This window comes from Scytonema sp. PCC 10023 (genome assembly GCF_963920835.1).
In the GTDB taxonomy this organism is placed as follows: domain Bacteria; phylum Cyanobacteriota; class Cyanobacteriia; order Cyanobacteriales; family Nostocaceae; genus Kalymmatonema.
Window position 1 is genome coordinate 1 of sequence record NZ_CAWUDP010000001.1, and the last position, 25,336, is coordinate 25,336.

The following is a 25,336-nucleotide window of genomic DNA, read 5'->3' on the forward strand; positions in this document are numbered from 1 at the left end:
CAGGTTACGATAATACCTTTAGTTTACGTCCTAACCGCCTTGGCGGTTGCTATATCTACTTTGGGCTTCGTTTACTTCCTGCAACAGGACTGGAGAAGTCGGCAACAAGACCAGTCCACAGGCGCGAGCTCCGTCTAACTGACGACTTTTGACAAATTGATTGCAGCGTTCAAGTCTCTGTCTAAACTGAATCCGCACTCGGAACATTCAAACACTCGCTCATCCAAAGTGAGTGTTTCTTTTTTAGTTCCGCAGTTTGAACATGTCTTGCTAGACGGAAACCAACGGTCAACTACGACAAGCTTTGAGCCATACAACTCACATTTGTAGGTCAACTGGCGACGAAACTCAAATAAAGATCGATCCGTATATCAGATGAAAACTGACGAAAGCATCCCTCGCTTCGCCCTCAGGACTGAATTTAATGCACAAAAGAAAGCAGCAAGAATATAGTATAAAGTATTTTATACTTCACGGTATACTCCATTTTTGAGAAGATATTATAGCACTTTTCGTTTAAATAAAGTAATTATTTATCTGTGTCCCATGACTGTCCGATGAGCGGTTCTTATTTCTTGATGTATTCCACTCAACTAAAAATTGCTATATCTTTTCCTTAGGTTTTAAAAAAGAAGTGGCAAAGCCACTTCTAAGTAATTCCCAGGTAGAACCTAAAAACTAGTATAACTTTTCTAAAAACTTTAAATAGTATAGTTATACACTTATTCAGTGTTAGTGATATGTTAGTTTTATTTACCTTGGTAATATTGCTGAGGCTGAATGCGGCGGATCATAGACTTAGTTTATTTTGGTTAAAGAGTCAACTAGACTGGCTGTTGGATGTTATTATTCTATTTTGTTAGGGAATTCTCATTACTCTTGTTCAAAGATATCAATTGTTGAAGGGGGAAGGGAGACAAGGGAGACAAGGGTAAGATATATGAACGCAACTTGGTATCAGAACCACAGAAGTCAGAATTGCTGCATGAATTTACAGATCTGGCTAGAGAGTCGGGGTTTGAAGCCCATTGCCGTTTGCATACACGAAGGTGAATCCCGAAGCACTGTCTCCCCAATTCATTCGTGGGCTGCTTAGGAACCTCTAGCGTTCCAAGACTCGCTTTGTTGTCTACCCTATTGTTTGAAAGTTGGCGCACAAGTCCAACAGCTTATTTCATGACTGTAGTGGCGCTGAAGATGAGCAAAAGTTTATGGTTATTATTCTCATTTTATTAACTTTAATTTGACAAAATTGTAGAAATAAAATTTAGCTTGCTTTGTGCTATATAAGGAAAAGTTTATTGGTTGAAAAAATCAGAAGAATTGTTGGTATTCCTGATAAAAAGTTTCTTGACCTGTAACAGTGAATTAGATTATCTTAGCGGTCAGGAAAATTTGCTAAGGACACGAAGGAAATTGATGAACAGAAAACTTATACTTAATTTGCTGTCTAGTTCCTCTATTTTTGTATCGCTGATGTCTACTTTGGCAGCCATTCATCCCGCACACGCTGCTCCTAGCTAGGGATTGATCCACAAAGACGGTCAAACCTGTATAGTTAGTCCCCACGCTGTTAACAAGTTAGTGTGCATCCGGGATTCACAGAGGAAGCAACAATCTCCTTCTACACCTGCATCAACCGTGACGACAGGGGAGGCTGGGCGGAATATTGCTTCGGTAGAATTTACTGAAGAAGAAAGTGATGCTGCGATCGCCAAGTTTGGCTGCGACTGTCCAGCTTGTATAAACTCTTTACGCCAGCTGCGCAACACTGGAAACTTGGTGTATTAAGCTGTTTCCCTTGCCGCAATAACTGTAACTTTGAAATGAAAATTTAGTATTTAGGACTTAGGACTCAGGACTAAAAACTCCCAATTCCTAACTCCTAACTTATTCCACTACTTCATTAACTGGGAACCTATCAATAAGCTGCATAGCACGATGGGCATTACGCTGCAAGGAGTTTGATAAATGCGGTACGTGAGGAATTTGCGACAGTAAATCTAAGGTTCGACGTAATATTCGCACCACATCACCTTCATCCAAACTGGTATTTTCGCAAAGTTCTACCCACTCCATACCCAGCGCCCACTGTTCTACTAGGGCAATTAACTCAAACTCCAACCATATCGGTAAAGCCACATTATAACGACGTTGCAACTGAAACATCTTGCGGCGAATTCCCCGCAATCGTGACAAACCTTCTAGCACTTCCTCACTCAGATCAAAGCGAACCATGCTATCTGGACGTGGAGTTTCTGTCACCAAAGCCGCGATCGCCGCTGCTAAATGGTGTGGATCTAGGTTATCCAATTCTCCACTGGCAAATGCTAACCCCAACCACAATTCATTTTCTCCCCGAATCGCTGCTGCAATTTGCCCTAGCCGCGTGGGAACTAAGTTATCCAGACATTCAAAGTACTGCAAAATTTCAATTAAATTGAGAAACTCTTCCCAATTGCGCTGCGACTGTTGCTCTACTTGTGCCTGCATCTGTTGAATTTCGGCTTCAAGTTCAGCAACCTGTGTTCTGCGTTTGAAAATATTGCTAGCATTGCCTGATTGATGCAGGGGGTGAGCTTCTAATTGCTCTTGCACAGCAACAACACGACGCAGCTGTTCTGCGACTTCTGGAGCCATATATGCAGCTTCCGTGGGATCGGGAATCTGTTGGGCGATCGCTGCTGTTTCCTCGTTACCAGGAACTGACTGTCCCCGTTTTAAAGGCATCTCTGGTGGTGGTACCAGCTGCTCTGGCAGGTCAATTCGCGGCAGTTCTGCATACAAATCCATGACATCAGCGGCTGTCGTGACATACCAGCGATTATCTCGCCCTAAGCATACCAAGTAACAAGTTTGACCAGGATTTGGCGTTTTCCCCACTAACACCGCTGTTATGGGTGCAGGCATTGTGAAGTTTTTACTTTTGAGACTCAAAAGCGTTCCCGACACTGCAAAGTCTAACATCATGCCCAATTCCTCTTGTCGGGCATCCTGCGCTTGCTCTTGCAGCGTTTTCAACAGCTGGCGTTCGACTCGCAGGCGTTGCCGCAATTTCTCATAAACAGCCAATTCGCCTTCGTCAATGGCGGCGATTTGCGCTTGAAGCTGAGCGAGTTGTGTTTGCAAATGAGCTACATACTCGTACTGCGGTCGTAAGTGCAAGGTTGCCAAGTACTGTCCAAAGCTGCGTTCTATCAGTTCCCTGGCTTGCTCCAAAGTGTGGGTTTGCAGTAAGTTCAACACCATGCCGTAACTTGGTGTAAACTGGCTCACTAGGGGATCTGCTTTCGATGTTGCCAAATACGCCGCTTCTTTCGCTCCTTCAAAGGGGGTTTGCAGCGTCACCACATGACCCCGTTCATCCATCCCCCTACGACCAGCCCTTCCTGCCATTTGCAGAAATTCGGAAGCATTCAACAGACGATGCCCGGTATCGGTACGCTTGGAAAGGGTGGAAATGACCGTTGTCCTGGCTGGCATATTAATTCCAGCTGCCAAGGTTTCGGTGGCAAACACGACTTTAATTAACCCTTGCTGAAAGAGTTCTTCGACCAGCACTTTCCACGCAGGTAAAATTCCAGCATGGTGTGCTGCTATTCCCCGGTACAACGGTGCAATCTGTCCAGAACGTCCTGCTTCAGGGTTGCGGGTTAAAAATTCATCAATTTGCCGACGCAACTGCTGCGCCTCTTCCTTATTCACCAACGGAAAATCACCAACATCCGCCACGGATTTATCACATCCCCGGCGGCTGAAGATGAAGTAAATTGCAGGCAGCATATCCCGTTCTTGTAGCTGGCTCAAAACCTGAAGAATGCTGGGAGTCTCGGCTTTTACATTCGCTTTGCTCTTTTCTTTATCTCCTTTTTTCCTCTTTTTCAACAGACGGTGGTTAATTTGGGTTTTGTCATCATTAAGCAGGGGAAATAACCCTTTGACATTGCCAAAGTGAAACTCCAAAGGCACTGGGCGATGATCCGAGTATATGAGGTCGGTAGGACCGTGAACTTGATTTAACCAGTCGGTCAGTTCATCACTATTGGCAACAGTTGCTGACAGGGCTACAAGTTGAACCTCACGGGGACAATAAATGATCGATTCTTCCCAAACTGTTCCCCGTTGACGGTCGTTCATGTAATGGCACTCATCGAGCACCACCGCCTCAACGTCTACTAAAGAAATCCCGATTTGCCCTATCGGTGTGCCATAGAGCATATTACGGAAAATTTCTGTGGTCATCACCAGAATTGGTGCATCTCGGTTAATGGAGGCATCTCCAGTTAACAGTCCAACATGGTCAAAGCCAAATTTTTCGCGAAAGTCACGTAGTTTCTGATTGGAAAGCGCCTTTAGGGGAGTGGTGTAAAACACTCTCTTTCCTCGCGACAGGGCGCGATATATGGCGTATTCCCCTACTAATGTTTTGCCTGAACCTGTGGGTGCACACACCACTACGGAATTTCCAGCATTCAGCGAAGCGATCGCATCTTTCTGGAACTGATCCAGTTGAAAAGGAAATACAGAACTTGGGTCAAGTTCTGGAGACAGCGCAGGGTAATTCACTCAATTACATTTGCAACCAAAACTGTTTACTATATTAACGACTCTTTTGTCAACTTAGTTATTTGTTATTAGCGATTAGGGATTCGGGATTTGGGATTGGGTAATAATCATTACGCATGAAAAAATTCAGCATTGATGAAACACCTAGTTCCTAGTCGCTAATCTCCAATTTCTCACTTTCCCAATTCTTGTGAGCGGGCTGTTGCTGCTTTGACTGCTTCTATTAAAGCTGAGCGAAACCCTGCTCTTTCTAGTTGAGCAATCCCAGCGATTGTCGTACCGCCTGGACTGGTGACGCGATCTTTAAGTTCTGCTGGGTGTAATTTGGTTTCATGTAAAAGCTTTGCTGTTCCTAGTACAGTTTGCAAAGCCAGTTGATTGGCGATCGCCCGAGGTAACCCTGTGGCGACTCCTCCATCAGCAAGTGCTTCCACAAGCAGTGCTACGTAAGCTGGACCTGATCCTGATAGTCCTGTCACCGCATCCATTAAGCTTTCTGAAACTTCCACCACTTCTCCCACTGCTGAGAAAAGTTGCTTGGCGGTTTCCTGGTGACTTGGTTTGGTATAAGCACCTAGAGATATCGCAGTTATCCCCGCCCCTACGGTTGCTGGAGTGTTAGGCATTGCCCGAATCACTGGTAAGTGTCCAAAAGTCGCTTCCAACTGACTCAAAGTCACACCTGCTAATATAGATATTATGAGTGGCTTTGAATCGCCAGCGATGACATCTGCCAATTCTTGGGCGATCGCACTAAACACCTGAGGTTTCACTGCCAAAAACACGACTTCCGTTGTTGGTGTGAATACCACACGATTATCCGCTGTGATCCCAACCCCGTATTCGTCTTCCAAAAAACTTTGCCGTGAGGTTTGCGGTTCACTAACTAGGACTTCTGATGGTTGGTAAATTTTTCGAGCAATAAGGCGGGATAAGAGCGCTTCTCCCATTACCCCGCCACCAATCAAGCCAAATTTAGTAGTCATTACTCATAAGTCATAACTCAAGAGGAGACAGCGCCCTTTGGAGGGTTTCCCGCTCTCACGGCGACTGGCGTTCAAAATTCAAAAGTCAAGAGTCAATGCCTTTGGACTTTAGACTCTTGACTCTTGACTTATCACTAATTTATATTTATTGTGCCATCCTGTTACCTTCATTTCCCCACGCTGGATTTGGTCCTGTGGAACGTGAGGGACGCACTGTAGGTTGAGGTACTTCATGAAGAACTCCTGACTGAGTGCTAACTTGCACACAGCTTGGTGTAAACAAAAATATGCTTTCGCCGATGCGTTCTTGGTGTCCATCAAGTGCGTAAGTGCCACCCGCTACAAAATCTACGGCACGCTGTGCTTGATCCGGATCCATTATTGTCAAATTTAATACTACTGACTTGCGTTCTCGCAACGCTTGAATTGCTTGGGGCATTTCTTCAAAGGTGCGTGGTTCTAGCACCAATACTTCTGAGATCCCATTTATTGCTCCTGGCATACCAATAACATTACTCATCGGCTTTGATCCCGCTGCACTTACATCTCCCATTGTATTCATGGGTTCACGCCACCGTCGATTTTGAGCAGCAGCTTCTTGCTGTGCCCCTTGGGCATTTTGTTCCTGATACACATTTTGGTAATTTTCTGTATCAGGTTCTTCTTCATAATATTCGTATTCTACTTGCTCATTTAGACCTACGAAGTCTCTCAGTTTAGAAAAAATATTGTTCATGGTTTACCCTCCTAGTCCCAATCACTGTAACCAATATGGCAAAAACTGATTCAATTTATTTTTACTCCTGTAAAGACCAGACAATTCAGCCATTTTTTCGCTGTTTGTACTATCTCCTACAGGTTTTCGTTTGAATAAACGCTCCTGGTAAGACCTGTATATGTTTTCTAGGCAACAATGAGTCAAGATTATATCTTAACCACTTGGCTTGGGGAAGTGCTTTCCCCCAATATTCTGTTTACTTTTACTTTTGTCAATACTATATCCTTTGTGACCGATTGAACCAGTATGTTCTGATTTTTTTTCTACAATATTTTATTAAGGAGTTTAAAAGTTCACAATCTCAGTAACTATTGTGATTTATATAACTTTTGAACTCCTTAATTTCTCTGTTTGCGTCGCTAAAGGAGCAAACGCTCTCCAAACAAGATAGTTCCTAATCTCACCATTGTTGCACCCGCTTGCACTGCCAGTTTGTAGTCCCCTGACATCCCCATCGAAAGGTGTTTCATTTGAATATGAGACCAATTTTGTTCTTGGATCTCTTTTGCGAGTTCATGGGTGCGATTGAAGACATTTAGAATCTCTGAATCATTCAATCCCAAAGGTGGAATTGTCATTAAACCCTGAATTTGTAAATTTTTGCATTCATTTAAGGCGCTTAAGTCAGCTAAGAGTTGTGATATGCTCCAACCCGACTTGTTAGGATCGCTAAGTATTTTGACTTGCAGACAAACCTGAGGACTCACTTGTAACTGTTGCGCCAATTGGTTTAAGCGTTGAGCGAGTTTTAAATTATCTACAGAGTGAATCCACTGGAATTGTTCAATGACTTTTTTGGCTTTATTGCTTTGCAAATGTCCAATAAAGTGCCAAGTCAAATCTGATAAGTCTTGCAATTGAGCCTGTTTGCTAGCTGCTTCTTGGATGCGACTCTCGCCAAAATCCCGAATTCCTGCAGCATAAGCACAGCGCATGACTTCAGGGGATACTTGCTTGGTAACAGCAATTAACCGGACTGAATCTGGTAGGGAGGAACGAAGGGCGATAATACGTTCGTGAATCGAACTGTTCATTGGAAGGTGCGTTGGAAAACACTCTGAAGCTGATCGTACTCCTGAGATTGTCCTGTACGGCGCAAATTACGCAAGCGATTTTCCAGCATCATTCTAGCCTCAGTACGTCCAATAGGCTGGAACTTCATACCTTTAATGTCACTTGCTACTAAAAAGAATAAGCGTTGGGCATACAGTGTTGTGAACAACTCTTGGTTCTCATCTACCATACAAATCCTATAGAGCAAACCCCAAGTTGGATGATTTATGTAAGTTTCCGAGTTGTCTGAGTTCATTTAATATCAAGGGATGAGTATAAATATTTTTGCAGTTGAATAGAAAAATTTTGACGATAATGGACACATTTCGCCAAAATCTTGACTGAAAATCCTAAAAAGCCCCAAACCAAGAGCCATCAGTTAATAGCTCTGAACTACAAACTCAGGATTCAGGACTGATGCACTGTTGACTCATAACCATTGTCAGTGCCTTAAGTTGTGCCTGCGCTTTGTGCAAAGACTCATACCATTCTCTCTCGGGATCGCTATCTGCAACAATACCTGCTCCAACCTGTCCCCAAACGGTGTTAAGTAGGGAGTAGGAAGTGGGGGTTGTAGGACAAGGCGTTGCGCCCGTACGGGTGTGGGGAGTCCTCAGATGGGGAAACACAGGAGAATTCCTTATTGTCTTCCTTGTCCCCAAGTCTACCTTATCCCCCCTGTCTCGTCCTGTAGAGGGAGATAATAGCAGGGTGCGGATCAAGATATTTAAGTCTAAGTTACCCCGCCAATCTAAATAACCGCAGGAACCATAGAACAAACTACGCCGCATCGGTTCTAGTTCTTCAATAATTTCCATGCAGCGGACTTTAGGGCAACCTGTGATCGTGCCACCAGGGAACATGGCGCGAATCAAGTCAACGGCGTTGCAATCAGATTTTAAGCTACCTTTGATGTTGCTGACAAGGTGCATAACGTGGCTGTAACGCTCAATTGTTAGCAATTCGTCAACAGCAACACTTCCCCATTCGCACACTCGCCCTAAATCGTTGCGTTCTAGGTCAACTAGCATAATATGTTCAGCGCGTTCTTTGGTGCTGCCCACTAAATCTTGTGCTAGTTGTTGATCGGCGTTTGGAGTGATCCCACGCGATCGCGTCCCAGCAATCGGTCTTGTCGAGACGTGCGATTTCCCGTCTGGACATCTTTGTAATTGCACCAACCTTTCTGGAGAACAGCTCATAACCTCTCCCCAAGGAGTTTGCCAATAGCTTGCAAAAGGAGAAGGATTTATCTGTTGCAAAGCACCATAAATTTCCCAACCAGAAGCAGCAGTCTGTGCTTCAAACCGTAGTGACAGATTCGCCTGAAAGATGTCTCCAGCCTGAATGTATTTTTTGGCACGCTTTACAAGAGTTTCATACTCCTCTTGAGAAGTCCAGAAATGGGGAGGTGGGGGGGATAAGGGAGATGAGGGGGATGAGGGAGATGAGGGGGATGAGGAAAAGATTTTTTCCTGGTGATCTTGTCGTTGCAGCTTGTTCTCCAACTCATCCAATTGTGCAAAGTTACTGGCGGCTAGCCAGAGAATTTGCTCCCAGTGATCTAAGATGGTAAAACAATCGGGTTCGTACCAAAACGCAACTGGAAACGGGAGAGTATCATATTTGGAACGCGGTAGCTGTTCAATTTCCCATGCAATGTCGTAACCTAGCCAACCCAGCCAACCACCAGTGAAGGGAAGGTGGGGAGGAATTTCTGTGCGTCCCGCGATCGCACTGTCGGAGTGTCCTCTTGTGTGTAACAACTGTTCCAGAAACGGTAAAACTTGTCCAAGTGGTGGTGTCCACATTTGCACAACTCCATCGACGAGCCGAGGAGCGCCTGCACAGATAGAATATCGAGCTAGTTGGGAACGGTCAAATTTTGCGTGGGGACTTTCTAACAGAGTGGCAATTTTAGGCAAAGAGGTAGAAGTATGGCGAAATAAGGCTGCAAAAACATCACAGCCAGTACGATTTTTTAAGGGGAGCGATCGCCAATACCAAGGCTTTGTCATCTAAAATCTTCCGGTAGTGTAGAAACCGTGGCGCGACCACGGAGGGTGTTGACAGTGTTTTCTATGCTAAACAAACATTTGTGGACAAAAACGTGCGCCACGTCCCTTGAAACTTAATATCATAGCGGTTTTTCCTTGAGTCAACACATGACCCTATTTTTTCCCTCTGCCCCTTATGCACAAGCTTCTACAACTCCAAATCCACAGAACGCCTATGTCTTCATTAGGTTCTTGTACTTTCGGATTTACCGCTACTTGTGTTATATTAGATAGAATTGGGCGATTAGCACAGTGGTAGCGCACTTCCTTCACACGGAAGGGGTCACTGGTTCGAGTCCAGTATCGCCCATTGATTTATGTGAAATAACTTTATGTTAAATAACAAGTAATTTGTTAGGAGCTTACGAATTGCGGCGATAGCCGTGGTCGTACCCGCTGGGCATAGGAGATATCTGTGCCTCTTGCTCCCTTCGGGAGAGCTTCGCGCTCCAGAGGAGCTAAGTGGAATCAGGCATACGCGCAGCGTCTGGGCAGGAGATACGCTAACGCCCTTGGCATACCGCAGGCTAGAACGCGCCCGAATTCGTAGAGTGTGCGTAAGTCCTAATAATATTGAGGAGTGACAAGCCTGGCTTATGCAAATCTAAGGTTTGGTTCTCATAAGGCTCATAAACGAATGTAGTTTCGTCAACTCATATTTTCAAATAGCAACAAAAGACTGATAAAAAATTAAATCTTTCCATCACTAGCAGATTAATCACTTGAAATAGCGATAATCAAAATGTCTTTAGTTTGAGAAATTATCTGAAATTATCATTTAATAATGAAAACCATTATTTTACGACGTATTTTGCTCATCCAGTTCCTAGTACTTATTGGGTTACTAGGAACTGGATGTAATAATGAAAAAGAAGACATTAGATCAGAAAGACTGACTATAGGTGTGGTAAGTTACGGCGAAGGAGCCGTTTCTCTAGACAAGTACGAGCGCTTCAAAGACTACATAGCAAAACAAACTCAGTCGATTGTAGAACTTGAACCAGCTTATAACGAATTACAAGCTCTAGAGCAAATTCAACACAAAAATTGGGAAATTGTTTTTGCACCTCCGGGCTTAGCAGCAATTGCTATAAGCAAAGAACTCTACACGCCTCTGTTCTCTATGGAGGGAACCACTGGTAGACAACGCTCTTTGCTTATAGTCCGAGATGATAAACCAATAAAAACAATGGCAGACCTAGCTAATAAAACCCTTGCTTTAGGAGCAGCTGGTTCTGCTGCTGGCTATTATGTTCCTTTGTACGATTTGTACGGTTTAACCCTTGCTCAAATCCGTTTTGCTCCCACTCCCAAAACAGTACTACAGTGGCTCAATGACGGTAGCGTTGATGCTGGCGCATTATCGGAAACAGATTTTGAGCTTTATCAGCGAGAGTTTAGGACAACAAAGTTTAGGGTTTTACACACTAGCCGATGGATTCCTCCTGCAGTTGTTATCTTGGCACCGTCCATAGAGCGCAATCAACAGCAGCAAATTCAAAAAGCGATGAGCCAAGCGCCTGGAGATATTACAGCAGATGCTGGTTATGTCCCTCTAGCAAAAGTACCTAACTACGAGCAGTTCATTAAATTAGTCGAGAAAGTCAGACCTATTGAGGCGCAGGTCAAGAAAACACCCGCCGTCTTACTCAATCAACAATCTGCCAATCAACAGAAGGTTGGTGGACAAGCGGTTAATTAATACCACTTGATAAAATTTCATCCTTTCTTTGCGTTTTTTTTGTAAATTCTACCGATAAGTCATTAGAGTCTCAACAGGCTGACCTGATAAGCAATAAACTCGTAAGAAAGAGGTGGTCTATTTTGTAACAGAGTGCTACTAAGCAAAGATACGGGTTGTTATATAGTTATGATAGAAAATCTAGGCTCTGTAAGTCTATTAAAGTTTTTACCTAATAGAGTTTTTTACCTTAAAAAACTCAAAATTATTGATAAACGAAATAGTTAGGATAGTTAGGAGTGCAATGTTATGTCTCAGTCTTTCTTAATCAAACCAGAAATTCCTTCGGGAACGATGATTGATAACCGTTATATCATTCAACAACTCTTGGGACATGGAGGGCTGGGAAGAACATACTTGGCGTTTGATACTCGTCGCTTCAATGAACCATGCGTCCTCAAAGAATTTGCACCCACTGGTTCAGGGGAAAATGCTCTAGAAAAATGTCGCAACTTGTTTAAAAGAGAGGCAAAAATTCTCCACCAGTTGGAACATCCTCAGATTCCTCGTTTCTTGGCTTGCTTTGAAGGAGATGGTCGGCTGTTTTTAGTACAAGAATTTGTTGATGGTAAAACATATTCAGCGCTGTTGCGAGAACGGCAAAACCAAGGACGAGCTTTTTCGGAAGGCGAAGTTATACAGTGGCTAAAAAATCTGTTGCCTGTGTTGGACTATGTTCACCAGCACAACATTATCCATCGAGATATTTCTCCTGATAACATCATGTTGCCTCAGGGCAAAAATTTGCCCGTGCTCATTGATTTCGGTGTCGGAAAGCAGATAGCTGACGTTAACGAAGGTAGCAATGCCTACCACATGAGTTTTGTTGGCAAAATGTCACTTGTGGGCAAAGTGGGATATGCTCCCCGCGAGCAAATTAGCTTAGGATTGTGTTCTCCGAGTAGTGACCTTTATGCTCTAGGTGTGACTGCAGTCGTACTGCTCACAGGTAGAGATCCGTCGTTCCTTATGGATCAGTATTCTTTAGAGTGGAAATGGCATTTTTACACCAATGTTAGCAATGATTTTGCTCAAATACTCGATAAATTGCTAGCCGATACGCCAAAGCAGCGATATCAATCCTCAAAGCAAGTTCTCGCCGAATTACAGCGTCTTGGACAGCCTCAAGTTATACCACAATCAACAATACTTGATTTACCTACGACTGTCATTGCAAATGCATCTGGGCCTGGAGTCACAAGAGGGTACTCACACAACCAAAATTCAGAAACAATAGTGAGTTCGGCTATATCATCTAGCCAGCAACAAACTCCTCAAATGAAGCCACAAGCACAACCACAACAATCCTCACTCAATCCAACTTTCATACAACGTTGTCAGCAAGAGCTAGCTTACTACATTGGACCAATAGCAAGTTTAGTTGTAGAAGAGACATTGGCTGAAACTCCTCACGTCTCACCCTACCAATTTGTTGAATCTTTGGCAGCGGAAATTCCCGATGCAGCAGCAGCTTTTGAATTTAGAAAACGCTTGTTTTCATGAGCCATATCAAGTTGCGTTCATACATATTAACAACAAAGAACTCAGAACACAGTTGTCAGAACTTAGGAGAATCTTCAACCTGAAGTTTGTACGAACTAGGTGGAGAGTAGAAGATCTGAAGTTTTCCACCAAAATCTAGGAATTGATGGTTAACAAAATTGGTAGGCTCATGCATTCCCACCCAATTGCATTCTGTGTTCTTCTTTAAAGCTTAATATCCTGCTGAGCCTCCTGTATTTCCTCCCTGAGTACGTCTGATTCTTTTCATTGCCATTTCTAAACTTAACTTCATTCGTTTGAAAGCTTTGGCAAGATTACCAATTTCATCATTAGAAATCTGTTCAAAGTCAACTTCCATATGCCCCGTGCTGACTTCCTCAGCTACACGGGTTATACGCTTGAGAGGAAGAATAACTTGTCGATTCAAAAAGACGTTGACTAAAAAGATAACAGCTATAAAAACAGTAGAAACCAGTCCCACTATTAATAAAGAAGATTGATAGGCTTTTTCGATGACTTTGCTCGCCGGTAGGGAAACAAATTGAGCAGCTACAATTTCATTCAAATGCCACCCAAATCCATTGACTGCGCCAAAACGCTCAATCATCGTTTTTGGTGCAGCCTCAGGAGTGCTATGACACTGAAGACAGCTTTCTTGGCTAATTGTTAACGGACGAGCAATGTAAAAGATTTCACCACCAGGAAGTGAGCGAAATCCGTTCACCTGTTTTAAATCTTTTTCTTTTCTAAAACGCTCTAAAACTTGTGCTTCAAAACTATCAGCCTTGTCCCGAAGATTAGTGGGATTTATGGCTGCTTCTTTATAAAATAAGTCGCGATATTCTGGTTTTTTTCGTAGGATTTCAAAGACTTGCCGCGCTGAGTATGCGGATACAACTTGGGGCAGAAACTTCTCTTCCAGTTTAAAAGAGAGTTCTGGATAGATTTGAGTAAGTGTGTACTCACGTAGAGAAGTCATTGTGTCAATGAGTGTTAAAGCTCTTGAGGCAATTTCATTTGTGGCGTTCTGCCTCAGTAAAGCAGAAAGAACTAATCCACTTAAGCTTAAACCTACTACAAGAATTACGAGTAGCAAAATTGTAAATTTTTGTTTCAATTTTAAATTTTTTAACATAACCCCAGATTATGTGAAAATAAAAGTACAAGGAGCAAATAATTAAACTCATGCATAACCCGTTGTATGGATGGGCTGAGGGTGAATCTTACTTTACATAATCTTACTTTACATAAGAATATAGGTAGTTACAAAATAACTTGGTGGCATTCCGGATTCTATCCTAACATTTTTGAAACAATTAGATGGCTAGCAAATTATTCTTAATTATTAAATTAATTAAGGCATCTTTCTCGTCATAATTTTGAAGAATTATGTATTGTTCAACCTACAACCTTTTACTTTTGCTAATTGGAACTTTTTCATGTACTTTATTCTTCAGTTTCATAATGAAAACGTAGCTAGTCTTAAAGTTCATTTGTTCAACAAATTTAAGATGCTACCAACTTGCTAGTCAGCTGTTTTTCGAGTTGAGTAAGACGGCTGTTGGCAGTGGGAGAATAAAAGAAGGGGATAAAGTGACAAATAGCCTTGGGGACAGGGGAAGAGAAAAAGTCATTAAAGCCCACCTCCTCATCTTGTCTCCATTGCCTACTCCCCTCCGACCCAGCTTTCATAGCGTGGCAAAATAAATAGCATAATTTAGCAATAAATCTAATGGTCTGGAATCCAGGACAGCCGTTATTTGGGGGACGTTACATCATCGAAAGAAAACTAGGCGAAGGTGGAATTGGTATCACCTATCTCGCCAGAAACGAACGGGATGAATTGCGGGTCATTAAAACTCTTAGAGAAGACATCCTCAATGATTCTACCTGGAAACCTCATCAAACTAAATTAAAGCAAGACTTCCGCGATGAAGCTGTTCGGCTTGCCGTGTGTCGCCATCCTCATATAGTGCAGATAGAAAACATTTTTGATGAAGGAAATTTGCCTTGCATGGTGATAGAGTATATCGAAGGTGAAGACTTAGGCGATCGCCTTCGGCGTATGGGGGTGTTATCAGAAGTTGAAGCGCTTTTGTACATCCGGCAAATTGGCGATGCTTTGAAGGTCATTCACTCTAAAGGCTTGCTGCATCGCGACATCAAACCGCGCAATATCATGATTCGCGCTGGCAAATCAGAAGCTGTGCTCATTGACTTTGGGATTGCCAGAGAATTTATCCCGAATGTTATCCAAAGACATACAGTGTATCGCACTCCTGGTTTTGCTCCTCCGGAACAGTATGAATTGGAAGCAGCACGGGGAGCATACATTGATGTATATGCGCTAGCTGCCACCTTGTATACTTTACTTACCGGATTAATTCCAAGGAATGCTGATGACAGACGACGGCGCAACATTCCCCTAGAACCACCAAAACACTTCAATCCTAATATCAGCGACACAGTCAATCAAGCAATTATGAGGGGGATGGATTTGCAAGCTGATCTCCGCCCCCAGTCCATACAGGAGTGGCTGGATTTATTGGATGGTAAGGTTGAGGAGGTTCCTGTCACGCAGGTGATAACACCCCACTCACCACTCCCGACTCAGCACTTCCCACAGCCCAACCCGCAATCACTCCAACCATCTGTTGTCACTTCTCAAAAGTGGCAAAAGTGGCAATGCGTACATACCCTCAAAGGTCATTCCAGCATGGTTTTTGCCGTTGCTATTAGCTTGGATGGGCAGACTCTAGCTAGTGGTAGCAATGACAACACAATCAAACTGTGGCAACTAGAAACTGGTAAACAACTGCGTACCTTTGGTCGTTGGTTTTCTGGTCATTCCAACATTGTTTATACCGTCGCCTTTAGCCCAGACGGAAAGTTGCTTGCCAGTGGCAGCTGGGATGAAAGCATCAAACTGTGGCAGGTTGCTACAGGAAAAGAAATTTACACACTGACTAGTAATGGCAACTGGATTAATTCCGTAGCCTTTAGTCCAATATTCCCAAACCCCTCTGATCAAGAAGAAGAAACTTACCTGCGGAGATTGCCCTCATCGAGCAAAGGTTCTATAAGGCTAGGGTGGATCTTAGCGAGTGGCAGTGCTGACAGCACAGTTAAGCTTTGGCAAGTGAATACAGGCAGAGAAATTCGCACCTTCACAGGTCATTCCGACTCAGTATGGTCAGTAGCCTTTAGTCCGGATGGGCAACTTTTGGCTAGTGGTAGCGCTGACAGCACAATTAAGCTTTGGCAAGTGAATACAGGCAGAGAAATTCGTACCTTCACAGGTCATTCCTTTTTCGTTCACTCGGTTGCCTTCAGTCCAAATGGACAACTTATAGCTAGTAGCAGTGCTGATAAGACAATCAAGCTTTGGCAAGTGACTACAGGAGAAAAAATTCGTACCTTCATAGGTCATTCCGAGGCAGTGTGTTCAGTTGCCTTTAGCCCGAATGGGCAGCTTCTTGCTAGCGGTAGTTGGGATAAAACTATCAAAATCTGGCAGATAAGTACAGGCATAGAAATCTGCACTCTTAGCGGTCATTCCAACTACGTCAGATCCGTTGCCTTTAGTCCAGATGGGCAGACCATTGTCAGCGGCAGCGATGACGATACTATCAAAATTTGGCGATCCTATTCGTGACACTCCTACACCTCTCTTCGAGTAGCTGTAGGCTTCTGGCAGATTGCTCCTTCCAGAAATTCGTTCTCCCAAGGGGAGACGCTGCGCGAACGTGGTACTCCAACTGTTTCCCACTACCGCAGTTTATGGTCAGGCACGTGCCCCTCCCGACTCGAATGATAAAAAAACCATTCACCTACGTTCCTTAAAGATTTTACGCATTGGAGGCAGTAGTCGGCTATTAATAGCGTATTTAAGACCGCACTTCCCAATGCAACGCCGTATCTTTACTTGTCTAGGTATAAAGTGCAACCAGCATTTTCAGCGAGTGTCAGCACTTCTTTATTTTAACATAGCGGGTAGATATTGCCTACCCATTATAAAAGAATCACGATTGAATTTAAGAATATCAACAAAGTAGGTTAAACAAGTTACGGTCATATACTGCGAGCCGCGACAAGACGGTTACTCAAATTGTCGAAGACGCTTGTTGACAGGTTGCCCAACACGGAGATTGGTACTCAAGGCACTGTCCCCATTCCCTCTTCTAACGACCTAGAAAATCGGTCAGGGGACGTACCTTGAGTGCCCGGGCATTCATCCCACGCTCCCCTATACCTTCGGCACGCTACGCGAACGGGTGAGACGTGGGGCTTTTACCCGAGCTAGCTAATTCAGTCAATGCATTTAATATTTATTAATTATTTATTAATATTTATGTATTATATTTATGTATTCATGATTACTTGAAAAAATATCTGCCACTCGACACATCCTCCGCGTCCTCAGCGCCTCTGCGGTTCAATTCTTCTAACTCTCTAGATAGACTTAATATTTGCCAAAAATTGAAACAATAAGGGCGGTAACCCTAATTTTGGCAATCTATCCTTAGCTGACACGCCTTTACTCAAAGTAAGGAGATAGGACGCTTGCCTAAGTTAGGCATATTAACTTAATTTTGAATAGCATATGGGCTTCGGTATAGGCGATTTATTCTGGATTTTCCTCCTTCTTTCTTCCCTGCAACCCCTGTGGCAGAGACGTCAGATAGAGTATCGGCGCGTTCGCTCTCTACAGGAATTTCAGCAGCAACGTAAAAGCCGGGTGATTTTGCTCATTCACCGCCAAGAGTCTATCAGCTTTCTGGGAATTCCCGTATCACGTTACATCACCATTGAAGATTCAGAACAGATTCTGCGGGCAATTCGCCTCACTCCGCCAGATGTCCCGATTGACTTAATTTTGCATACTCCCGGTGGTTTAGTCTTAGCAACAGAACAAATAGCTAGAGCATTAATTCGCCATCCTGCCAAAGTCACCGTTTTTGTACCTCACTACGCGATGAGTGGCGGCACAATGCTTGCCCTTGCTGCTGATGAAATTGTCATGGATGCTAACGCTGTTCTTGGACCAGTTGACCCACAACTGGGTAACTTTCCAGCAGCCAGCATCATTAAAGTTGTTGAACAGAAGCCCATTGGTGAAGTTGACGACCAGACTTTGATTATGGCAGATTTATCACGCAAAGCGATCAACCAAGTGCAGCGCTTTGTGCGGACTCTGTTGAAAGATACAGTACCCAAACAGAAAGTCAATCCAGAAAACATCGAAAATATTATCGATGCCCTAACAACTGGGCGCGTAACTCACGATTACCCAATCACCGTTGAAGAAGCAACGGAAATGGGGCTGCCCATAACAGCCGGACTGCCCCGTGTGATTTACGACCTCATGGATTTATACCCACAACCACAAGGCGGACGCCCCAGCGTACAGTACATTCCTATGCCTTACGATGACCGCCGCCCAATTTTACCTACTCCCAAAGGTAGACCTTTAGAAGAACCTAGCCCAAGCCAGTTGAGTTAAGCCAATTCATTATCTTCTTGGCATTGGTGTAGGCGTTACTGTCGGTGACACTCTAGGTGTGGACGTAGGACTCACTGTAGGTAACGCCTCTGGTGTAGAAGTAGGCGTCGCAGTTGGCGACGCCTTTGTTGTGGGAGTAGGTGTCGCTGTAGGTAACACCTCTGGTGTAGAAGTAGGCGTTGTGGTTGGTTTTGCTGTTGGCTAAGGTTTTGTCACCTATCTATAAATTTAGTTTTTAAAATCAGCAGGTATAGGTTGGCAAGACCTAAAACCACGTAATTTAGAGATATTGTATTCAAAATCTGTACTTTACTTATTTAAAAGCCAATGGCTAACGTAAAACCTCTAACGCAGCGTAACTTATGGTTTGAGCGATTGATGGCAATTCTTGCCTCTGTTAATTTAGGCTTAGTTTTATTTGATTTAAGTTATGTTCCTTGGCGAGATTTTTATATACGAAATCTGCCGCAAATGACTCGAATATACGACCCAATTAAAGGGATTGAAGCTCATCGAGAAACGGAAAATTATCTGGCAACAGTAGACGCTCTTACAGAACAGGTGAGTCAAACAGGGTTGCGATCGCCTCAGGTGGCAACAGAACTCGAGGCTCTTAGAAATCTTAGTGGTGAGATGATTGATAGTAACCCGTTTGCGGCGGTTGATAAAAGTGGTACCTTGGAAAAAATCAAAAATCGGATGCGCGATCGCATAGGGGTTAAATCTTCCAAGCAAGCCTTTTCCACTTTCTGGAGCCAGGCGTATTTATCAAAACGTGGCTGGAACCAAGAAATTAATTTTTTCAACCAAACAATTCGTCCTTTAATTATCACTAACTACTACCGAAGTATTGGAGAAAATGGTGAACTCATTGATAAATTTTGGAGAATTGACTTACCATTTGTGATTTTATTTGCTGTAGAGTTACTGGCACGTAGCTTTTATATCAAACGTCAGCACCCTGGTTTTAGCTGGTCAAATGCGATTTTGTGGCGTTGGTACGACTTGTTTTTGCTGCTACCATTTTGGCGAACTTTACGAGTTATACCTGTATTAATTCGCCTCGACCACGCACGTTTATTAAATCTCCATCCACTACGCCAGCAAATTCATCAAGGAATTGTCGCGAATTTTGCCGAAGAAATCACAGAAATTGTCGTAGTGCGGGTTATTAACCAGGTTCAGGGGTCTATTCAACGGGGCGAGCTAAAACATTGGCTGTCACAAAACGAAAACCTGCGTTCCTACATAGATATCAATAATATTAATGAAGTAGAAGCAATTGGATCTATTTTGGTAAAAACAATTGTTTACCAAGTGCTGCCAAAAATCCAACCCGAAATAGCTGCTATTTTGCGCCATAATATCGAAAGCGCCATCACACAAGCTCCCATGTATCGCAACCTGCACTCCTTACCAGGGCTAGAGGTGATGCAAACTCAGCTGAGCGACCAACTGGCAACCCAAATCACGGCTAACCTTTATGGTGCGATCGTCAGCGCAACAGAGGATCCAGTTGGAGCGAAACTTTCGAGTCAACTCTTGCAACGCTTTAGCGAAGCTTTGGGAACAGAAATGCAGAAAAAACACGTCCTCTCAGAAATTCAGAACTTACTTATTGACTTTTTAGAGGAAGTGAAGCTCAACTACGTCCAACGCCTGTCACAAGAGGATCTGTGGAAAGTTCTGGAACAAACCAAGCAGCTACGAAGACAGCCGTCAGTTCCGCCTGTACAAGACAAAAACTCTACCGCACTGGTGCGTAGAGAAGGAACCTGATTGTTAACTAAGTCGGCGTAAGTCCCCACTATAACGGTACTCCGTTTAGTGGCGGGATTGCTGTGCCGGACGGCGACGAGGGCATCTCGGATCTATGTTGATCGTCGGTCCAGCTGTGAGGAGTTTGTCTTAAGACATCATAATCATAGACAAAACTAGTCATTTACCGACAACCATCCCCCGTATTTTCAATCAATTCATCAATAAGATTTCTTAGTCGTTCCTGCCAGTTAGGGACGGCTTTTAGTTTCTCTTTAACACCTTCGCGTACTTTCAGGCATAGGGGCGATTTGTCGAAAGGCTCCTCATTAAAAGGAAGTGCACCTAACTTATGTTTCTTTTGAAAAGTCATTGACGGTATCCTGTTTATTGGTATACTGATAGGTATAACACAAGTATTGAGGTCGAACAATGCTTCTATCCATCAAGACTAAGTTAAAACTAACGGTTGAACAGAAAACCGTAATGAGCAAGCACACAGGTATAGCACGCTTTACTTATAACTGGGGATTAGCAACCTGGAAAAACTTATATCAAGATGGATACAAGCCTAATAAATACCTGCTCAAGAAGTTCTTCAACAACTCAGTCAAGACTCAGTTGGGATGGATTAGAGAAAAAGGTATTTGTCAGAAAATAACTCAATACGCTTTCGACCAGTTGGGTGCAGCTTTTGACCGATTCTTTAAAGGACTAGGCGAATATCCGAAGCTTAAAAAGAAAGGTCGAAACGATTCTTTTACTATAGACGCTAGCGGAAAACCCATACCTGTGGGTGGCTTACGGATTAAACTACCCACTATTGGCTGGGTCAAAACTTATGAAGGATTGCCGCATACAACGACCACCAAGTTAACAATATCTCGGATAGCTAATGATTGGTATATCGCGTTTGCACACCGTGTTGAAACCGAAACTACACCAAAATCTGTTGAAGTTGTAGGCGTTGATTTAGGGATAAAAGAACTGGCTACGCTTAGTACTGGTGTTGTATTTCCCAATCCCAAGGCATACAAGAAAAGTATCCAAAAATTAAAGCGATTGTCTAAATCTTTAGCACGAAAAGTCAAAGGTAGCAGCAATCGCCACAAGTCAAAAATTAAGCAAGCATTGCATCATAACCGCGTTTCAAATATTCGTAAGGATTCGCTCCATAAAGTCACCAATTACTTATGCAAAAACCACGCTGTGATAGTAATTGAGGACTTGAATGTTTCGGGCATGATGCAGAACGATAAGCTTGCTCAATCCATAGCTGATTGCGGATTCTATGAATTTAAGCGGCAGCTTGAATATAAGTGCAAAAAGTTTGGAAGCAAGCTAGTTTTAGCAGATAGATGGTATCCGTCTTCTAAAACCTGTAGTAATTGTGGTTGTAAGAAAAAATCTCTGTTGTTAAGTGAACGTGTCTACTCATGTGAACATTGTGGACACGTAATGGATAGGGATTTAAACGCCGCAATCAATTTATCGCGCAGGGCTTTGGCGTGAATGCTTACTGAGGGATAACCGCTCCCATGCTCCCCGTGACGTAAGAAGTAAATGTCTAGATTTGTCTAGGTTTTATATAGCAGATGTCCGTAGAGACGCCCTGCCAAGGCGTCTGTACAATTTCTACGTTCGGCAATCTGTCAACCCAGTCTTCTATCAACTGAGTCATCGTTTTTTGCTTGCTATGTGCATATAGTTTGAGCTTATTATATCTGCGCTCATGCATCCGAAATCGCAATACTTTTTCTTTCACGGTGTTACCCCATTGTTCTACAAATAGGCTAATGTATAAATATATTCAGCAGGTCTACATGGTAATGCATGGGCTGATAACAGTCGCCCTAGGTGATAAGAGAAGTAGTCCTTGCACGTTGATGTTAGCGTTCGCGCAGCCTGTGCCTTTGCCACTCAGCTCCTCACGAAGTGAGGCACTCGCCCACCGTTTGTCTCGGCATCCATAAAACAAGAGTGCAAGATGTCATCAGACATTATTGGGTTGTTATAACAACCTCCATGCTTTGAAAACCAAGTGGCACAAAACAATTTAAACAACCTGCGGGAGACGGGTTGCTGCCAGGGTACACACGGGTGTACGGGAGTAACGACCGAGCCTCAAACCTCCGGACGCCGAGTAAGACCATCATCGGATTTGGTTCCGAATTCCTGAGCTAAGGAATCCCCAACGTGGCATCGACGAATGAAACTGGAAACCCCCACCATAAACAGTACTCCGTTTTGGTGGTGGGTACTTCACGGTCTTGTGCAAAGATAATTTGAGCTTGGTCACAAAGTTTGATACGGCATTTGAGATCAAAGTCTTTGCGACGATTAGCAATGTGATGGTTTCGTCTTGTAACCATCTACTGTTTTCTTTAGTTGTCAGACCGTTGGGTTGAGTCAGAGGCTTGTGCTGGAATTAGCTCAGTACTCAGCACTGTTTTGGGGATGAAAAAGTGTACAATAAAGAATTACAACGTATGATTAAAAATCGGTTTTTGCTTCTCGCTCCAAAAAAAATGCGCTAAACTTAGATCAAAGGCGAACTTATACAAGTTCGTCTGTAGACTTCTTGGAAGATATCTTTATCGCAGGAAGTGGGTAATAGCCCACTTTTTTTGTTGGAATAGCCGCATGACTCACCCTCTCGTCCCACAAATTATTGAATTGGCGACCCCAGTGGCAGAAGAACTGGGATTAGAAGTTGTTGGCGTGGTTTTTCACACGAACCAACGTCCGCCAATTTTACGGGTAGACATTCGCAATCCTCAACAGGACACTGGGTTGGATGACTGCGAAAGAATGAGCCGTGCTTTAGAAGCTACCTTAGATGCGACGGAAATTATTCCAGATGCTTATGTGTTGGAAGTGTCCAGTCCTGGTATTTCGCGACAACTGACAACCGACCGAGAGTTTATTTCCTTCAAGGGATTTTCTGTGATTGTCCAGACTTCGCCACCCTACGAAGGACAGCAAGAGTGGAATGGTCAGTTGATTCGCCGGGATGAGACAGCAGTTTATTTAAACCAAAAAGGTCGTGTCGTCCAAATCCCTCGCTCCTTGATTACCAGGGTGCAGCTGGATGAGCGGCGATAAAAGAGCTATCAGCTACTAACTATTAGCTTTTTGTTCTTCGTCATTTGTCCAACCCTACGGGAAACCCGCTAGGGGTGTGTATGTCATTTGTCTTTTATGGTTCCTAATGACCCATGACTCATGACTCATGACTGCTAACAGCTAAAAGCTGATCATATTTTGCATAGCGTTATAAGGAGATTGCTTATGTCAATGGTTACTCTACCCGGATTAAAAGATTTAATTGAAAATATAAGTCGCGAGCGTAATTTACCTCGTATTGCAGTTCAATCAGCTATAAGAGAAGCACTACTTAAAGGTTACGAACGTTATCGTCGTGCCCAAAACTTGGAGCGAAAACAGTTCGATGAAGATTACTTTGACAATTTTGATGTCCAACTAGACGTTGATGATGAAGGCTTTCGCGTTGTTGCTACCAAAACAATAGTTGAAGAAGTCAGCAACTCTGACCATGAAATTGCTCTGCAACAAGTTCAGGACATGGGAGGAGACGAAGCGCAATTAGGACAGGAAGTTGTATTGGATGTTACCCCGGATCAAGGGGAATTTGGTCGGATGGCGGCGATGCAAACCAAGCAAGTCTTGGCGCAAAAACTGCGGGATCAACAGCGCCAAATGGTGCAAGAAGAGTTTCAGGACTTAGAAGGAACAGTTTTACAAGCAAGAGTTTTGCGATTTGAAAGACAATCGGTGATTATGGCGGTCAGCAGTAGCTTTGGTCAGCCGGAAGTGGAAGCCGAATTGCCCAAGCGCGAACAATTGCCTAATGATAATTATCGGGCAAATGCTACCTTTAAGGTTTATCTCAAAAAAGTTTCTCAAGGTCAGCAACGGGGACCGCAGTTGCTGGTATCTCGAGCCGATGCAGGTTTAGTGGTTTATTTGTTTGCTAACGAAGTGCCAGAAATCGAGGATGAAGTCGTGCGGATTGTGGCTGTCGCCCGCGAGGCAAATCCCCCTTCCCGTCATGTCGGACCTCGGACTAAAATTGCTGTAGACACTCTTGATCGCGATGTAGACCCAGTAGGTGCTTGTATTGGAGCACGGGGATCGCGGATTCAAGTAGTAGTCAACGAATTGCGCGGCGAAAAAATAGATGTGATTCGCTGGTCTCCAGACCCTGCGACCTACATTGCCAATGCCCTCAGCCCTGCACGGGTAGATGAGGTTCGGCTCATGGATCCCGAAACCAGACAAACTCACGTACTGGTAGCAGAAGACCAATTGAGTCTGGCGATCGGTAAAGAAGGACAAAATGTCCGTTTAGCAGCTCGCCTGACAGGTTGGAAAATTGATATCAAAGATAAAGCTAAGTATGATTACGCAGGAGAAGATGCTAAGTTTGCAGCTGCAAGAGCAAAATATACACCAGAAGTAGATGACTTAGACGAAGAGGAATTAGATGATGAAAATCAAGAAGAATTGTTGGAGGAGGAAATTTTTGAGGATAATAATGACGACCAAGAGTAAAGCGAGCAGGACTTCCCCAGTCCTCAATTTTGAGGAGGAGTTTTTAGGAGGAGCATTGCTTGCCTAGAGTCATTTTAAACGACTCAAAAGTAGCAGATCAAGCCTCGCTGATCAAGAGCACCCAGTTATGAAACCAAATTATCGGCGTTGTATGATCTGCCGACAAGTAGGATTAAAACAAGAGTTCTGGCGAATTGTCCGCGTGTTTCCTTCAGGACAGGTACAATTAGATGAGGGCATGGGGCGTTCTGCCTATATTTGTCCGCAACAGAGTTGTCTAGTGGCGGCTCAAAAAAAAAATAGACTAGGGCGATCGCTACGTGCATCAGTGCCAGAAGCACTGTACCACATATTGTGGCAGCGCCTATCTCTAAGCAATAACCAAAAACAAACTTAATTTAAAATAAAACTACGTTGTAGCGGTAATTTCCAGAGGAATTGTGTTGACAGCCGAACAAATCGTGCTAGGAACACACCCTCTTTTATCGCTCATGTAGTGCCAAAATAGTAAATGGGTGTCGTTAGCATTGCTCTTGGTCATCCAAAGGGGCGAAGCAAGACTCCTAACAAGTTTTACTCGATTGTGTCGTGGAAGACTCAGAATCAGCAAAACAACAAAGTACAGAATGGCAACCTGGTAGCGCTCAAGCGCACGGCGTCAACCATCTTTTCTGGTGGGGATGCAAGCAATAACCCGAAACATCTCTCTTTCCTGAATGGAGGCACACCGGCATTCATCAGAAACGGCAACCTAACACAGTAATCGAAGGATGGAGATGTCGCCAACCAGGCAACCATCCGCTAAAACTGTAAATT

General features: G+C 43.6%; 21 protein-coding genes, 1 tRNA gene and 1 pseudogene. 12 read left to right on the forward strand and 11 right to left on the reverse strand.

Translation table 11 applies throughout. From position 1 onward, the window contains the following. Positions 1–134: 134 nt before the first annotated feature. The 8 genes and pseudogenes from ACM0OZ_RS00005 to ACM0OZ_RS00040 all read right to left on the reverse strand — a co-directional run. Positions 135–338 (reverse strand): annotated as a pseudogene (locus ACM0OZ_RS00005) (zinc ribbon domain-containing protein); the annotation flags it as partial. 1,206 nt (positions 339–1,544) lie between these two features. Further along, the gene (locus ACM0OZ_RS00010; RefSeq protein WP_414580704.1) at positions 1,545–1,772 is read right to left on the reverse strand and encodes a hypothetical protein; all 228 of its coding nucleotides are present in this window, start codon (positions 1,770–1,772) and stop codon (positions 1,545–1,547) included. A 118-nt stretch (positions 1,773–1,890) separates the two neighbouring features. Then, positions 1,891–4,566, reverse strand: coding sequence for a DEAD/DEAH box helicase (locus ACM0OZ_RS00015; RefSeq protein ID WP_414580705.1), 2,676 nt, complete (start codon positions 4,564–4,566; stop codon positions 1,891–1,893). A gap of 173 nt (positions 4,567–4,739) precedes the next feature. Beyond that, positions 4,740–5,552, reverse strand: a complete 813-nt coding sequence (gene proC / locus ACM0OZ_RS00020) for a pyrroline-5-carboxylate reductase (RefSeq protein ID WP_414580706.1) — start codon at positions 5,550–5,552, stop codon at positions 4,740–4,742. Positions 5,553–5,697: 145 nt separating this feature from the next. After that, positions 5,698–6,288, reverse strand: coding sequence for a cell division protein SepF (locus ACM0OZ_RS00025; protein ID WP_414580707.1), 591 nt, complete (start codon positions 6,286–6,288; stop codon positions 5,698–5,700). Positions 6,289–6,689: 401 nt separating this feature from the next. Next, the gene (locus ACM0OZ_RS00030; protein ID WP_414580708.1) at positions 6,690–7,364 is read right to left on the reverse strand and encodes a YggS family pyridoxal phosphate-dependent enzyme; all 675 of its coding nucleotides are present in this window, start codon (positions 7,362–7,364) and stop codon (positions 6,690–6,692) included. Then, the gene (pipX, locus tag ACM0OZ_RS00035) at positions 7,361–7,639 is read right to left on the reverse strand and encodes a transcriptional coactivator PipX (protein WP_041037012.1); all 279 of its coding nucleotides are present in this window, start codon (positions 7,637–7,639) and stop codon (positions 7,361–7,363) included. The genes ACM0OZ_RS00030 and pipX overlap by 4 nt, the downstream gene beginning before the upstream one ends. Before the next feature lie 145 nt (positions 7,640–7,784). Next, on the reverse strand, positions 7,785–9,401 hold the full coding sequence (locus tag ACM0OZ_RS00040; RefSeq protein ID WP_414580709.1) for an anthranilate synthase component I: 1,617 nt from the start codon (positions 9,399–9,401) through the stop codon (positions 7,785–7,787). A 277-nt stretch (positions 9,402–9,678) separates the two neighbouring features. On the opposite strand from ACM0OZ_RS00040, the gene ACM0OZ_RS00045 reads away from it, so the two are divergent. From ACM0OZ_RS00045 to ACM0OZ_RS00055, 3 genes are all read left to right on the forward strand, one after another. Next, positions 9,679–9,750, forward strand: a tRNA-Val gene (locus ACM0OZ_RS00045). Positions 9,751–10,224: 474 nt separating this feature from the next. Continuing rightward, a complete protein-coding gene (locus ACM0OZ_RS00050; protein WP_414580710.1) occupies positions 10,225–11,142 on the forward strand; it encodes a phosphate/phosphite/phosphonate ABC transporter substrate-binding protein in 918 nt (305 codons plus the stop codon). Positions 11,143–11,430: 288 nt separating this feature from the next. Then, positions 11,431–12,684, forward strand: coding sequence for a protein kinase domain-containing protein (locus ACM0OZ_RS00055; protein WP_414580711.1), 1,254 nt, complete (start codon positions 11,431–11,433; stop codon positions 12,682–12,684). 211 nt (positions 12,685–12,895) lie between these two features. Here ACM0OZ_RS00055 and ACM0OZ_RS00060 read toward each other — a convergent pair whose 3' ends face one another. Continuing rightward, on the reverse strand, positions 12,896–13,819 hold the full coding sequence (locus ACM0OZ_RS00060; protein ID WP_414580712.1) for a c-type heme family protein: 924 nt from the start codon (positions 13,817–13,819) through the stop codon (positions 12,896–12,898). 597 nt (positions 13,820–14,416) lie between these two features. Here ACM0OZ_RS00060 and ACM0OZ_RS00065 point away from each other — a divergent pair. The 4 genes from ACM0OZ_RS00065 to ACM0OZ_RS00080 all read left to right on the forward strand — a co-directional run bounded on the left by ACM0OZ_RS00065 (position 14,417) and on the right by ACM0OZ_RS00080 (position 19,966). Then, complete coding sequence (locus ACM0OZ_RS00065) at positions 14,417–16,339, forward strand: protein kinase domain-containing protein (RefSeq protein WP_414580713.1); 1,923 nt, start codon at positions 14,417–14,419, stop codon at positions 16,337–16,339. 948 nt (positions 16,340–17,287) lie between these two features. After that, a complete protein-coding gene (locus ACM0OZ_RS00070) occupies positions 17,288–18,187 on the forward strand; it encodes an SDH family Clp fold serine proteinase (protein WP_414580714.1) in 900 nt (299 codons plus the stop codon). Between the two features lie 58 nt (positions 18,188–18,245). Further along, positions 18,246–18,392, forward strand: a complete 147-nt coding sequence (locus ACM0OZ_RS00075; protein ID WP_414580715.1) for a hypothetical protein — start codon at positions 18,246–18,248, stop codon at positions 18,390–18,392. Between the two features lie 122 nt (positions 18,393–18,514). Next, on the forward strand, positions 18,515–19,966 hold the full coding sequence (locus ACM0OZ_RS00080; RefSeq protein ID WP_414580716.1) for a hypothetical protein: 1,452 nt from the start codon (positions 18,515–18,517) through the stop codon (positions 19,964–19,966). Between the two features lie 163 nt (positions 19,967–20,129). On the opposite strand, the gene ACM0OZ_RS00085 is transcribed toward ACM0OZ_RS00080, so the two are convergent. Beyond that, positions 20,130–20,318 (reverse strand): hypothetical protein, encoded by a 189-nt coding sequence (locus ACM0OZ_RS00085; RefSeq protein WP_332991446.1) that lies wholly within the window; start codon positions 20,316–20,318, stop codon positions 20,130–20,132. A 59-nt stretch (positions 20,319–20,377) separates the two neighbouring features. Here ACM0OZ_RS00085 and ACM0OZ_RS00090 point away from each other — a divergent pair, with 59 nt between their 5' ends. Continuing rightward, positions 20,378–21,457 (forward strand): RNA-guided endonuclease InsQ/TnpB family protein, encoded by a 1,080-nt coding sequence (locus ACM0OZ_RS00090; RefSeq protein WP_414580717.1) that lies wholly within the window; start codon positions 20,378–20,380, stop codon positions 21,455–21,457. Between the two features lie 668 nt (positions 21,458–22,125). Here the strand turns inward: ACM0OZ_RS00090 and ACM0OZ_RS00095 are convergent. Further along, positions 22,126–22,317 carry a hypothetical protein gene (locus ACM0OZ_RS00095; protein WP_414580718.1) on the reverse strand — a complete coding sequence of 64 codons (192 nt, stop codon included), beginning with the start codon at positions 22,315–22,317 and terminating at the stop codon, positions 22,126–22,128. 271 nt (positions 22,318–22,588) lie between these two features. Here ACM0OZ_RS00095 and rimP point away from each other — a divergent pair, with 271 nt between their 5' ends. The 4 genes from rimP to ACM0OZ_RS00115 all read left to right on the forward strand — a co-directional run bounded on the left by rimP (position 22,589) and on the right by ACM0OZ_RS00115 (position 25,283). Then, the gene (gene rimP / locus ACM0OZ_RS00100) at positions 22,589–23,050 is read left to right on the forward strand and encodes a ribosome maturation factor RimP (protein ID WP_073632735.1); all 462 of its coding nucleotides are present in this window, start codon (positions 22,589–22,591) and stop codon (positions 23,048–23,050) included. A gap of 192 nt (positions 23,051–23,242) precedes the next feature. Continuing rightward, positions 23,243–24,520, forward strand: a complete 1,278-nt coding sequence (gene nusA, locus ACM0OZ_RS00105) for a transcription termination factor NusA (RefSeq protein WP_414581034.1) — start codon at positions 23,243–23,245, stop codon at positions 24,518–24,520. A gap of 127 nt (positions 24,521–24,647) precedes the next feature. Then, positions 24,648–24,917 (forward strand): YlxR family protein, encoded by a 270-nt coding sequence (locus ACM0OZ_RS00110; RefSeq protein ID WP_414580719.1) that lies wholly within the window; start codon positions 24,648–24,650, stop codon positions 24,915–24,917. Positions 24,918–25,031: 114 nt separating this feature from the next. Then, entirely contained in the window at positions 25,032–25,283 is a 252-nt protein-coding gene (locus tag ACM0OZ_RS00115) for a hypothetical protein (RefSeq protein WP_414580720.1), read from the forward strand. Positions 25,284–25,336: the final 53 nt, after the last annotated feature.

Coding starts and splice junctions, on each gene's coding strand:
- proC (WP_414580706.1), bottom strand. CDS start 5,552: ATGACTACTAAATTTGGCTTGATTGGTGGCGGGGTAATGGGAGAAGCG.
- ACM0OZ_RS00025 (WP_414580707.1), bottom strand. CDS start 6,288: ATGAACAATATTTTTTCTAAACTGAGAGACTTCGTAGGTCTAAATGAG.
- ACM0OZ_RS00030 (WP_414580708.1), bottom strand. CDS start 7,364: ATGAACAGTTCGATTCACGAACGTATTATCGCCCTTCGTTCCTCCCTA.
- pipX (WP_041037012.1), bottom strand. CDS start 7,639: ATGAACTCAGACAACTCGGAAACTTACATAAATCATCCAACTTGGGGT.
- ACM0OZ_RS00040 (WP_414580709.1), bottom strand. CDS start 9,401: ATGACAAAGCCTTGGTATTGGCGATCGCTCCCCTTAAAAAATCGTACT.
- ACM0OZ_RS00050 (WP_414580710.1), top strand. CDS start 10,225: ATGAAAACCATTATTTTACGACGTATTTTGCTCATCCAGTTCCTAGTA.
- ACM0OZ_RS00055 (WP_414580711.1), top strand. CDS start 11,431: ATGTCTCAGTCTTTCTTAATCAAACCAGAAATTCCTTCGGGAACGATG.
- ACM0OZ_RS00060 (WP_414580712.1), bottom strand. CDS start 13,819: ATGTTAAAAAATTTAAAATTGAAACAAAAATTTACAATTTTGCTACTC.
- ACM0OZ_RS00065 (WP_414580713.1), top strand. CDS start 14,417: ATGGTCTGGAATCCAGGACAGCCGTTATTTGGGGGACGTTACATCATC.
- ACM0OZ_RS00070 (WP_414580714.1), top strand. CDS start 17,288: ATGGGCTTCGGTATAGGCGATTTATTCTGGATTTTCCTCCTTCTTTCT.
- ACM0OZ_RS00080 (WP_414580716.1), top strand. CDS start 18,515: ATGGCTAACGTAAAACCTCTAACGCAGCGTAACTTATGGTTTGAGCGA.
- ACM0OZ_RS00085 (WP_332991446.1), bottom strand. CDS start 20,318: ATGACTTTTCAAAAGAAACATAAGTTAGGTGCACTTCCTTTTAATGAG.
- ACM0OZ_RS00090 (WP_414580717.1), top strand. CDS start 20,378: ATGCTTCTATCCATCAAGACTAAGTTAAAACTAACGGTTGAACAGAAA.
- ACM0OZ_RS00095 (WP_414580718.1), bottom strand. CDS start 22,317: ATGGTTACAAGACGAAACCATCACATTGCTAATCGTCGCAAAGACTTT.
- rimP (WP_073632735.1), top strand. CDS start 22,589: ATGACTCACCCTCTCGTCCCACAAATTATTGAATTGGCGACCCCAGTG.
- nusA (WP_414581034.1), top strand. CDS start 23,243: ATGGTTACTCTACCCGGATTAAAAGATTTAATTGAAAATATAAGTCGC.
- ACM0OZ_RS00110 (WP_414580719.1), top strand. CDS start 24,648: ATGAAACCAAATTATCGGCGTTGTATGATCTGCCGACAAGTAGGATTA.
- ACM0OZ_RS00115 (WP_414580720.1), top strand. CDS start 25,032: ATGGGTGTCGTTAGCATTGCTCTTGGTCATCCAAAGGGGCGAAGCAAG.